Here is an 11,289-nt window from a genome sequence, read left to right as displayed (position 1 = left end):
CATCAATACTCCAAACCAGCCTACGTATAGCCGATTATCTGTTGATGTTACCCAGTTGCAAAACCGCTCCCACAACGATGCGCTTTCGCGTCTTTGTAGAGTTGTTGTCATATCTATGATTGCTTTTGGATGTATTTATGATTTTGTAGGTGTTTATCCCTACAATTAATACCTTAAGCTATTTGTTTCGTTTTGTAAAGGACTTTAACTTTTTTTTAGAATTAAATGAGTACAAGAATGCAAAGTAATGTCTGGCATAGTTACCTATAGCCCCGCCCACACCATAGTGCCGACCTATGAGTGCTTTAATCGTTGTGATTATTGTAATTTTCGGGTAGCTCCAGGCAAAGACCCTTGGATGACGCTTTCGGTAGCAGAAAACATTCTTAAAGAATTGCAACATCAAGGCGTCTGTGAGATTCTCATACTAAGTGGTGAGGTTCATCCGCAATCATCACGGCGTCAGGCATGGTTTGAGCTAATTTACAATTTGTGCGAACTAGCACTTTCACTGGGATTTTTGCCACACACAAATGTAGGACCATTAAGTTTTACAGAAATGCAGCAGCTAAAAACTGTGAATGTGTCGATGGGTTTGATGATAGAGCAATTAACGCCTGCTTTATTAAATACAGTGCATCGCTTCGCACCGAGCAAAATTCCAGAACTGAGATTACAACAACTTGCTTGGGCAGGAGAATTGCAGATTCCGTTTACAACAGGTTTACTTTTAGGAATAGGCGAAACACAAAACGACTGGTGGGAGACATTAGAGGCGATCGCTCAATTACACATTCGTTACAATCACATTCAAGAAGTCATCTTGCAACCTTATAGTCCAGGAAATCAACAAACATGGAATGCACCAGGCTTTGAGGCGCAGCAGTTACCGCAAGTCATTGCCAAAGCTAGAGAAATTTTACCCGCAGAAATTACAATTCAAATTCCACCAAATTTAGTTCCAGATCCAAACTGGTTACTTGCTTGTATCGCAGCAGGAGCAAGAGATTTAGGCGGTATTGGACCAAAAGATGAAGTTAATCCAGATTATCCACATCTGACTCGCGAGAATTTATTACAAATATTAAAATCAGCCGGATGGCAACTCATACCACGCTTGCCAATTTATCCACAATATGATTCGTGGCTACCGCAGCATTTACAAACAGCAGTGCAATCTTGGAGAAATATGTCTTCAGCAGCTTTTTGATTCTTCTGTCTGCTCGCTCGACTTGTAGGACTGCTGACACTGCTATTGCATCTACTGTTGAGACAGTGCGTTTATCCGTTGATGGCGACGACGCTGCCAAATCTTTGGTATCACTCGCATCCGACGTTTGAAGCTACTCCACTCTTCTGGACTTAATTCAATCTGTTGCCAAGTAGGTCGAGCTAATAAACAATCAGACCAACGATTCAATTTAGGGTATTTGGTCAAAGCAATTCCTAGATCAGGCATTCTATGAACGAGTGTTCCAGCGACAATTTCTGCTAGTGTCATCTGTTCGCCAGCAAAGTAAGGGGAGTCCTCCAACAAAGCTTCAAAATAATTCAATGTATTAATTGCCCGTAGCTGAGCATACTCCAACTCCACTGAGTTCTCATCGCGAACGAGTAATCTAAACACCGCAGGTAGTAATTCATTGAGCGTAACCATTTGCACCATCCGAACCTTTGCTAAAGCGATCGCATCAGTCGGAAGCAGCGATCGCTCAGGATACCGTGCTTCTAGATAATCTAGAATGGCTAACGATTCAATCACGCGAAAATCACCATCAACCAAAACTGGGACATGGCTAAAAGGATTTAAGGCGAGAAATTCGGGTTCAAATTGTTCGCCGCTTAAATCAACTGAAATTAATTCAAAAGGAAGTTGCTTTTCTAGCAGAGCTAACCATACAGGACGAGCATAAGCAGAAGGACGGGCATAGTAAAGCTTGAGCATAAAAACTATTTCTCACAATCAGGATACAAAAAGACCGATCGGTTTGTTTTAGTGCAAAAAAATTTAGATGGGTGTCGCAAGCTGGTGTTGAATATAAGTTTTAAGATGGTTTAGGGCGCGTTCCAAATAAGAAGCATCGCCATATAACTTGCTGAGCATTACCCCTCCCTCAATGGTTGCAATCAAAATCGTAGCAACAGTATCAGAAGTGACATCTGCACGCAATTCACCACGCATAACACCTTTATCGACAATGCGATGAATCAAACCACGCCACGCATCCATCGCAAGTTGCGTCCGTTCGCGTAAAGCTGGATGAGCATCATCACTCTCTACCGCTGTATTGAGGATTGGACAACCGCCCTGGACGGGTGGATCGTCTAACATATGCTCATAAACACTGAGAATTGCAATCAACCGCTCCACTGCATGACGTTTTCCTTTCAAAGCACCTGTAAATTTCTGCTGTATGCGACTGGCTGCAAAGTCAAATGCTGCTAGAGCTAGCTCATCTTTGCTACGGAAGTGATTATAAATGCCTCCTTTTTGTAAACCTGTAACACGCATTATGTCTGACATCGAAGACCCTGCATATCCTTGCTGGTTAAACAGAGCTGCTGCTTGCTCGATAATACGTGCTTTGGTTTGTTGAGCTTTCGACATCTCAATTAAAGACCGATCAGTCTGTTTGAAATCATAGCAGAAATATAGCAAAAAGAATGAAATTTACTTTGTCTTTTTATACAGATTGACTTAGCTACTCAAAGTCAAGCGTTTGATATTAATCTTCAACTATTAGTAATAAAGCATTATTTAAAAGCTTCGACGAGTCAATTAAGGCTGCTAATTCTTCTGACTCATATTTTCCTTGGCTAACTTCAAGCGATGCCGTGTCAATGGCACTATCTATTGCGTTGCATAGAATAGATTGCAAATCGTCTTTAGTTAGATAATAGCCTCCTAACTTGCGGCGTTTGTTCTTTTCCTTAATTTCCTGCACGCTGTTACGAATTGACACTTCCCACGATTTTGTAGAACGGTTTTCGGCTTGCTTTTTAATCAAGTGATGTAATAAAACTTTGGCATGAGAACGAATATTATTAGTTTTGTCATCGCGACTCATTTCTATCAAGTTCTTCTACCAGTAGTAAAGCTGCTGCGCTTTCACCCTTCAAAATTAAATTCTTAAGTTCTAATAACTCTTCCATAGTTCTAGACACCGTTAGAGCTTGTTTTAGTCTCTAAGACAAACCAATCAAGAATTCCGTCTATGAAGTGAAAGCTGATTATCGACCCAATCTTGAGTAGTAGTAACTGTTGCTACTTAAGTACTATGATGGCACGCAGGTTATTAGCCTAGCCCTATATTATCTGTGAGCTTGATTGCGTTTCACTTGTATAATCTATGTGCTCGTAAAAGCAATGCCGATATGAATGATCTCTAACCACCCTTCAAGTATTGTTACTAACTTGAGTTCAACAACGTGAAAACAGCGCGATAAAATAGATGTAGTGAATTCAGAAGACCAAATATTGGTCGAAGGTGCCTATCGAGACTATTTACGGTAATCTTCAAGGATTAAAATCCAGCCAGATTAAGCAACTACAACGGCTGTATCAACAACGTTTGCCAGGCGATCGCCCGACTACACCCGAGTTTGCCCAGCGCTTAGCAGCAATTAGCACTGAGATTAATCAACCTGTGTGCGCCTATGTTAATCGTCGGGGACAGGTGATTCGTGTAGGTGTAGGAACGCCACGTCAAACTCAAATCCCTCCCCTAGAACTACCGCGCTATGGTGCTGAACGTCTCAGTGGAATTCGTTGTATTGCGACGCAACTTAAGCCAGAACCACCCAGCGAAGCTGCATTAACAGCGATGGCGCTGCAAAGATTAGATGTCCTAGCGATACTCAATATCACTGGTTCAGGATTTCAACGTCGTGGTGGAGGCGCTACAGGTTACGTTAAAGAAACTTATTTAGCGCATTTAGTTCCTATTGTTGAGACAACGGACACTGACGCACCACTAGCAAGTTGGAGTGTATCGCAACCTCTGAGTTTAGATATTCTCAGCAATCAAGATTTTCTCGATCTAGTAGAAGGACTCGAAGCTGAATTTCAGCGCGAATATGTTGCGACACAGGTAGACTCAGACCGCGATCGCGTATTGATTGTAGGAGTCCAAACTGACAATATCACGCCACAAGCATTTCAAGACACGCTAGATGAATTAGCACGATTAGTTGATACTGCTGGTGGAGAAGTGTTACAAACATTTCGCCAAAAGCGATCGCGTCCGCACCCCCAAACCGCAGTTGGTGAAGGAAAAGTACAAGAAATTGCTTTAACAGCCCAAACTTTGGGAGCAAATCTGATCGTCTTTGACCGCGATTTATCACCAGCGCAAGTGCGTAATTTAGAAACACAAATCGGGATTCGAGTTGTTGACCGTACTGAGGTGATTCTAGATATTTTTGCCCAACGCGCTAGAACTCGTGCGGGTAAATTACAAGTTGAACTTGCTCAACTAGAATATATGCTGCCGCGACTTACAGGGCGGGGTCAAGCAATGTCTCGACTCGGTGGTGGTATTGGAACTCGCGGTCCTGGTGAAACAAAACTAGAAACCGAACGCCGCGCGATCGCCAGACGAATTGCCAGATTACAAGAAGAGGTTAACCAATTACAAGCACATCGTTCTCGTCTGCGACAACAGCGCCAACATCGAGAAGTTCCTTCGGTGGCGATTGTGGGCTATACCAATGCGGGTAAGTCTACCTTACTCAATGCGCTCACGAATGCAGAAGTTTACACAGCAGATCAGTTATTTGCAACACTTGATCCGACAACTCGCCGTTTGGTCATTCCTAGTGTGAGTGGAGAACCACAAGCAATTGTTTTGACAGACACGGTAGGTTTTATTCACGAACTTCCGGCGTCACTCATGGATGCTTTTCGCGCCACATTAGAAGAAGTTACCGAAGCGGATGCATTACTTCATGTCGTGGATCTTTCTCATCCAGCATGGCAAAGTCAAATTCGTTCAGTGATGAGTATTTTGTCAGAAATGCCAATCACTCCAGGTCCAATGCTAATTGCTTTAAACAAAGTTGATTGTGTTGATAGTGACACGCTAGCAGTCGCGCAAGAAGAGTTTCCCCAAGCAGTGTATATTTCAGCAAGCGATCGCCTAGGATTAGAAACTCTCCGCCAACGCCTCGGACAACTTGTGCGTTACGCTGTTGCACCTAGCTAAAGATTAAAAATTACGGAGTACCAGAAATAGGGTTTGTAGCGAACCAACTACAAATCCTAATACTCCACCTAAATTAACAATCGCTTGTAGTTCATTTTTAACAATTCCTTCAACTGCAGTTTCCAAGTCCGCTGCAGAAGTTGATTTGACGCGATCTACAATCACTTGATCGATTGACAAAATAGGAATTGCCTGCGCCACAATATTTTCTAAGTCGCGCTCTAAGTAGCGTTCTAAAATTAAGGCAAGTTCTTTGCTGACAACATCTAATGAAGTATTGACAACAGCCGAATTGCGTAGACGATTTAAAAGTAAACTCGCAATATTTTCCCAATCCACCGAATCACTTAATCCTTGGAGAACTTCACCGCCACGGGATTGCAAATAGCTGCGAATTGTGTCGCGGATTGTTTTACGGAGTTGACGTACTGTAGAAACAGGTAAGTTTTGTAACGACAAGTTTTGCAACCAAGTTTTAAGACGGGTACGAACGTCTAATGAGCGAGTCAATTCTTGGATGCGATTGTTTGCTGCTTCTCTTTCATCTAAACAGTAGGTTCTTAAGCGAGTTAAGGTATTGCGTAACCCAAACAAATTAGCAACTACCCAGTAAGTTCCGCTAGCTTTTTCCCTAAAACCTTCATCGATTGTTTGAATTGTGCGATCAGTAAGAAAGTCAACTAAAAGCTGACGAATCACATCTGGTGGTAAAACAACTTGTAGTAGCCAATCTGCAAGTTTAGTTGCTTGTTCATCACTCAGTTGAAACTCAAGTATTACTTGATCGAAAATTTGATTTGTTTGTGCTTCTAAAAAATCTTCGCGCCGCGCTAAAACTTTGAGTAAACGTGGTAAAGATTGACCGAGTAAATCTTTGAGAATATTTGCAGTAATTTTTGCAGTTTTCTGCTCTTTATCTAAGCGAATTTGGTCTAAAGCTAATCGTAGTAACCATAAAATACCAGCTTGTACGCGTTCTGGTTGCAGTAAGCGTCGTGCTAAGTTCTGCAATTCTTCTGGCGTTAGCAATGACCCCATGATAGTGTCAGAAACCCGCTTTGCTAAGCGTTCTTGGTTGCGGGGAATTAAACCAGGAGTAAAAGGTAAGCGTTTTCCAGCAATGTACAGAGTTCGATAAGGACGAAAGAGCATTTTGATGGCTATGTCATTAGTAAAATAGCCAATAACTGCTCCCAGTACAGGAGGTGCTGCGTAGAACCAAATGTTAGACCAGTCCAAGGATGCGAACCAATAAGAATAATGCTGCTTGCATTATGATTTTTTTATCGTCAATACTCCCATCATACCGTTAGCGATGGGGTAGTGTGTCACTTCAGCAAAGCCTGCTTGTTGTGCTAATTTGACTTGTTCTTGACCTGTGGGAAATCGTTCTAAACTGGGACTGATGTAAGCATATTCTTCTGTTAAGCCAAGTTGACGTGCTAGTGGGACAACCAATGTATCGAGATACCACTGCTGAAATGCACGTAATTGTGAATTACTAGGGCGATGAAAGTCGAGAATAGCGGCTGTTGCGCGGGGTTTGAGGACGCGGTGTAATTCTTGAAAGCAATGGGGAATGTCTACAACATTACGCAATCCGTAGCCCATTGTCGCCGCATCAAAAGAACTATCTGCAAAAGGTAATTCTAAAACATCAGCTTCAATCCAAGTAATTGACGAAGAAGGATACTGTTGTTGAGAACGTTGTTGCGCGATCGCTAGTAACTGCGGTGAAAAATCAACGCCATACACTTCACCTGTAGTTCCTACTACACGACTTAGTCGTAATGCCAAATCGCCACTACCACAACATAAATCAAGACACTTATCTCCCGTTTTTGCACAACTCCATTTCACAGTCATTTGCTTCCAAACGCGATGCTGACCTAAACTCAGCCAATCATTCATTTGGTCATAAACTGGAGCAATGCGGTCGAAAATATTGCGGATTTGAGTTGAAGTCATAGGGAGTAGCTAGTGATTAGTTATTAGTGACTAGTGGTTAGTGCAAAAGAATTTTATTGTAGTATTTCTCCTCTGCTCCTCCGCCCCTCTACTCCTCTACACTCTTCAGATTAAAATAGAATTTGTGCTGAAGAGTTGCTGAGATTATGACTGAATTACCGGCGAATCCTGCTAATGGTGGTGAATCCCAAGAAGTGATTGAGGAATTGTTACGATCGCTGCGGCAAAAGCAGGGCAATTGGGTAGAATGGGGCAAAGCTTGTGCCAAATTACAAAAGTCGGGTTATAATTCCCAAGCAATTTTTGAAGCAACTGGATTTGAACCAGTACAGCAAAATCAAGTGATTGTCGGCGCACAAGTATACGATTCGATTGAGAAAGCTGAAGCACCACCTGAAGTGCGATCGCATTATGCCCAGCGGGGTAGTGATGTATTATATGAACTGCGCTTATTGACTCAAGCTGAACGTGCTGCTGCTGCTGAGTTAATTTTATTGCACCGACTTGATGCAGATGAAGCAAAAGAAGTTGCTAAAGCCGTTAAAGACTTCTCGCGATTTCGGACATTACCCGCAGGCTTTACTAATCATCCTGGTGATGCACTAGCGTATCAATCTTGGAAACTGGCGCGGCAAAAAAATGATTTACAAGAGCGATCGCGTCTTATTGCTAAAGGCTTAAGATTTGCGCATACTGCAACTGCTAGAGAACAAATTGAGCAACTTTTAGTTGATTTTACTGCTGCTGCTAAGCGCCCTGCGCCTCGTTTACCATTCTATCGTCTTGAAGCTGAGGAAGAATTACCGTGTCTTGTGCCTGTTGTTGGTGAAATACCTCTGAAGGTAGATGACTTTAAAGCAGTTCCCTTTGTTGAAGAAATTGAACCGTTTCGCATGGTCAAGTTTGCTGGAGAACAAGCATGGATACCAATCCCAGGATGGCAGGTTGTTTTAGGGACACAAGATCCTGTCGTGATTTTGTGTAAAGGCGATCGCTTGCCAAACCAAACCGATAGTAGTAAAGAACAAGTCTTGGTTCTTGTCGATCGTTCCCAACGTGAATGGGATGCGAACAGCTACTTTGTTGTTGAACAATCAGGACAATTAGAATTTCAGTGGTTCGATACCGCTACTAATACTCCGTTACTCGGTCGAGTTGTTCTCGTACTGCGTCCTAAGCGAATTGTCGATGAGGAACTGACAAAAGATTCGTGGCAAATTGATGAGTAAGTAGGTGGGCATAATTAAATATCACACACAACATTTGTTGGGTGATGGGTAATAGAGAGTTATGAGTTATTTTCTTCAATTCAAAACGTGCTAAGCCACCGCTACGCTAACAGAACTCAAAACTGATAGTAATGCCTCCGGTACTTTTCTTCGTAAACAATTCAAAACTCTCAACCAACCTGTTGTACCAACCAAGCTTGCAAATCAGCCATACTCATAAAATCCAGTAAAGCTTCACTTAAATCTTTCAATGCAGGCAATGGCAAACCCAAAACTGAAGTACGCATCTGTTGGGGTAATTCTCCCAACCTTTTGTCAATTGTCGGGCGATCGCGCTTTGTCTAAGCTGAGCAATTTCATGATGATGTCAATCGCTTCGCTAAATAGTGTTCATCGAGAGCGCGTCGTAGCATCATTTTAATCACAGCTTGACGGCTAATATTGAGTTCGTTCGCCATTTGGTCAAGCTCATTCAGCATGGCAAGCGGAATCTCTAAATTGGTGATTGTCTGATCTTGTCCTCTACGTGAAGTCATCAAGTGGGGTGTGCCAACTCGTGTGGTGGCAGGGTCAAAATACTGATCAATCACTTCTTCGCCAGCCTCAATTTTCTGTTCCAGTTCTTCAATAGAAATATTGCTCATAAATCTCTCGCTCTCTTTTTGTACTTTTCCAATAGGTAAATTCTCCTACAAAATTCGTACTTACTTACTAACTACTCATTACATCAATTACTGCCTAATTTTTACCTAGATTTGATTACAAAACATCCGGCAGTTCTGCAAGTGTATTTGCTACAACAATGCTGCGTAAAATTTCCTGCAACCCCTCTAAATCAGAAATCTGGGCTACTTGGAACATTAATTCCAAGCCCTCACTACCCAATTTCACCTCTAAAATGGTGGCAATGTTGGATAAAATTTCCTGTGCTTCGCCCGCGTTGTTCACCGAGTTCCTCACCGATGCGTATTCCCCGCTGCTCAATTTCTTGATACCAAGGCGACTCCCTTAACACAGCCATATCCCACCTCATAATCTCTTGCACTAACGCACTATCAAGCACGAAGGTAGCAAAAAATGCTAAAACCGTCTCTAGTTGATTTAATTGTTCATCCGCACGTCAAAGAGGACGCGGGGAGGGGGTGACACGGAGAAGGGGGAAAAGACCGATGAAGATTCCCCTTGTCCCCCATCCTCTTATTGACCCAGTTATCGGGTGCGAGACTAATTAACTTTTTGGTGCTGACATCGGCTTTGACCATCTGCTGTAACTACATCATTAACGTAAGCGATCGCTCTTTAAGTCTCATTCATGCATACATCTACCATGACATAGCCGCAATCTTCTCATTTTGAATCAGCATCGAGTTCCTGAAGAATGCGAGTGCGAATGAATTCGCCGCTAACTAAACGAAGACCACCTCCGTGGAATTAGTTACAAGAATCTTGTTTTAGTGTACCTTCGTACACTTGGCTTGAGTAGCCCCGACTTCAGTCGGAGGGCATCTAAGGATACAAACCGCGATCGCTTAGTGCTTGGGCAATGCGACCCACGCCTAAAGTATAGGCAGCTAACCGTAATGGAACTTGCCGCTTTTGCGACTGTTTGATGACTTGCTGATAAGCATTAACCATCAATGCTTCCATTTCCCGATTGACGCGCTGTTCGTCCCAAAATAGGTAAGAAAGTCCTTGCACCCACTCTAGGTAACTGACAACAACTCCCCCAGCATTCGTCAAAATATCTGGTAGCACAGTGACACCCCGCGCTTCTAATTCCCTATGTGCCATTAATGTTACGGGTGCGTTTGCTGCTTCTGCCACAATTGATGCTTGGACTTGATGTGCATTTTCTTCAGTGATTTGATTTTCTAACGCTGCTGGAATCAACACATCACAAGGCAAAGTTAATAATTCCGTATTTGTAATTGGAGTTCCTTGGGCAAAACCAGAAATTCGCTTGCGGTTTGCTACTGCATAGTTTTTTAATGCTGGAATATCTAAACCTTTTTCTGAAAAAAGACCACCAGAACCTGTGGAAACTGCAATAATTTTCGCTCCGGCTTCATGGAGTAATAATGCTGCAGCGCTACCAACATTACCAAACCCTTGAATGGCAATTCTTGCTCCTACCAGCGACTGACCTCGTGCTGCTAAAGCTTCTCGCACGACGATCATTACTCCCCGTCCTGTTGCCTGTTCGCGCCCTCTCGAACCACCAATTGAAATTGGCTTACCCGTAACAACACCTGGAACTGCATGACCGACATTGACTGAGTAGGTATCCATAATCCACGCCATTTCGCGGGCAGAAGTTCCCATATCAGGCGCAGGGATGTCCACCTCTGGACCAATATCTTTAGTTAACTCACTGGTATAACGACGCGTAATTCGCTCTAACTCTCCGATACTATAACGAGTTGGATCTAACGCGATTCCTCCCTTAGCACCACCATAGGGAATTCCTAGCAACGCGCATTTCCACGTCATCAGCATTGCCAAAGCTGATACTTCGCGCAGTGTGACTGCTGGATGATAGCGAATTCCACCTTTATAAGGTCCCAAGATATCACTATGCTGCACTCGATGTCCTGCAAGTACTTGCACTTCACCGCTATCTAATTTCACAGGAACTGAAACAGTGACAACTTTGCGGGGGTGACTGAGAACTGCTAACAAGCCTGGGTCGAGTTGTAATTCTTTGGCTGCTTGCTCTAGATAACTACACGCTTGATCGAAGGGACAGATGTGTGCAGGAGAAGGAGCCTCTAAGGGTAGTACTGATGCTTCTACCATAATAGTCTTTTATTCACTGTAGCTTTGACTACAGAATAAGTCTCTGTTTGTAGTTTATGCCGTTTTTTAGCGAAAATCGAGCTAGTGTAACA

General features: G+C 43.0%; 10 protein-coding genes and 3 pseudogenes. 3 read left to right on the top strand and 10 right to left on the bottom strand.

The window, feature by feature from the left end:
- Nucleotides 1-111, bottom strand: a pseudogene (locus CSQ79_RS24895) (photosystem II q(b) protein); the annotation flags it as partial.
- 136 nt (nt 112-247) lie between these two features.
- Here CSQ79_RS24895 and cofG point away from each other — a divergent pair.
- Nucleotides 248-1,210: a 7,8-didemethyl-8-hydroxy-5-deazariboflavin synthase subunit CofG gene (gene cofG / locus CSQ79_RS24890; protein WP_099703802.1), complete on the top strand. Its 963-nt coding sequence runs from the start codon at nt 248-250 to the stop codon at nt 1,208-1,210.
- A gap of 51 nt (nt 1,211-1,261) precedes the next feature.
- On the opposite strand, the gene CSQ79_RS24885 is transcribed toward cofG, so the two are convergent.
- The 3 genes and pseudogenes from CSQ79_RS24885 to CSQ79_RS24875 form a co-directional block, all read right to left on the bottom strand.
- Nucleotides 1,262-1,945 (bottom strand): glutathione S-transferase family protein, encoded by a 684-nt coding sequence (locus CSQ79_RS24885; RefSeq protein ID WP_099703801.1) that lies wholly within the window; start codon nt 1,943-1,945, stop codon nt 1,262-1,264.
- 63 nt (nt 1,946-2,008) lie between these two features.
- On the bottom strand, nt 2,009-2,608 hold the full coding sequence (locus tag CSQ79_RS24880) for a TetR family transcriptional regulator C-terminal domain-containing protein (RefSeq protein ID WP_099703800.1): 600 nt from the start codon (nt 2,606-2,608) through the stop codon (nt 2,009-2,011).
- A gap of 118 nt (nt 2,609-2,726) precedes the next feature.
- Nucleotides 2,727-3,153: pseudogene (locus tag CSQ79_RS24875) on the bottom strand (DUF29 family protein).
- A gap of 335 nt (nt 3,154-3,488) precedes the next feature.
- Here CSQ79_RS24875 and hflX point away from each other — a divergent pair.
- Entirely contained in the window at nt 3,489-5,204 is a 1,716-nt protein-coding gene (gene hflX, locus CSQ79_RS24870; RefSeq protein ID WP_289501526.1) for a GTPase HflX, read from the top strand.
- 3 nt (nt 5,205-5,207) lie between these two features.
- On the opposite strand, the gene CSQ79_RS24865 is transcribed toward hflX, so the two are convergent.
- Together CSQ79_RS24865 and ubiE are read right to left on the bottom strand one after the other, a co-directional pair.
- A complete protein-coding gene (locus CSQ79_RS24865) occupies nt 5,208-6,443 on the bottom strand; it encodes a DUF445 domain-containing protein (protein ID WP_099703798.1) in 1,236 nt (411 codons plus the stop codon).
- Between the two features lie 33 nt (nt 6,444-6,476).
- Nucleotides 6,477-7,172 carry a bifunctional demethylmenaquinone methyltransferase/2-methoxy-6-polyprenyl-1,4-benzoquinol methylase UbiE gene (ubiE, locus tag CSQ79_RS24860; RefSeq protein ID WP_099703797.1) on the bottom strand — a complete coding sequence of 232 codons (696 nt, stop codon included), beginning with the start codon at nt 7,170-7,172 and terminating at the stop codon, nt 6,477-6,479.
- A gap of 146 nt (nt 7,173-7,318) precedes the next feature.
- Here ubiE and CSQ79_RS24855 point away from each other — a divergent pair, with 146 nt between their 5' ends.
- Nucleotides 7,319-8,401: a RuBisCO accumulation factor 1 gene (locus tag CSQ79_RS24855; RefSeq protein WP_099703796.1), complete on the top strand. Its 1,083-nt coding sequence runs from the start codon at nt 7,319-7,321 to the stop codon at nt 8,399-8,401.
- A gap of 170 nt (nt 8,402-8,571) precedes the next feature.
- Here CSQ79_RS24855 and CSQ79_RS24850 read toward each other — a convergent pair whose 3' ends face one another.
- The 4 genes and pseudogenes from CSQ79_RS24850 to CSQ79_RS24835 all read right to left on the bottom strand — a co-directional run bounded on the left by CSQ79_RS24850 (nt 8,572) and on the right by CSQ79_RS24835 (nt 11,197).
- Nucleotides 8,572-8,688, bottom strand: coding sequence for a DUF4351 domain-containing protein (locus CSQ79_RS24850; protein ID WP_099703795.1), 117 nt, complete (start codon nt 8,686-8,688; stop codon nt 8,572-8,574).
- Between the two features lie 69 nt (nt 8,689-8,757).
- Nucleotides 8,758-9,045 (bottom strand): type II toxin-antitoxin system BrnA family antitoxin, encoded by a 288-nt coding sequence (brnA, locus tag CSQ79_RS24845; protein ID WP_099703794.1) that lies wholly within the window; start codon nt 9,043-9,045, stop codon nt 8,758-8,760.
- A 115-nt stretch (nt 9,046-9,160) separates the two neighbouring features.
- Nucleotides 9,161-9,521: pseudogene (locus CSQ79_RS29060) on the bottom strand (transposase); the annotation flags it as partial.
- Between the two features lie 386 nt (nt 9,522-9,907).
- Complete coding sequence (locus tag CSQ79_RS24835; protein ID WP_099703793.1) at nt 9,908-11,197, bottom strand: Glu/Leu/Phe/Val family dehydrogenase; 1,290 nt, start codon at nt 11,195-11,197, stop codon at nt 9,908-9,910.
- Nucleotides 11,198-11,289: the final 92 nt, after the last annotated feature.

Origin of the sequence: Gloeocapsopsis sp. IPPAS B-1203, from assembly GCF_002749975.1 — a bacterium.
GTDB lineage: Bacteria > Cyanobacteriota > Cyanobacteriia > Cyanobacteriales > Chroococcidiopsidaceae > Gloeocapsopsis.
Note: the sequence above shows the minus strand (reverse complement) of the source record. Positions and strands in the feature narration are given on the sequence as shown.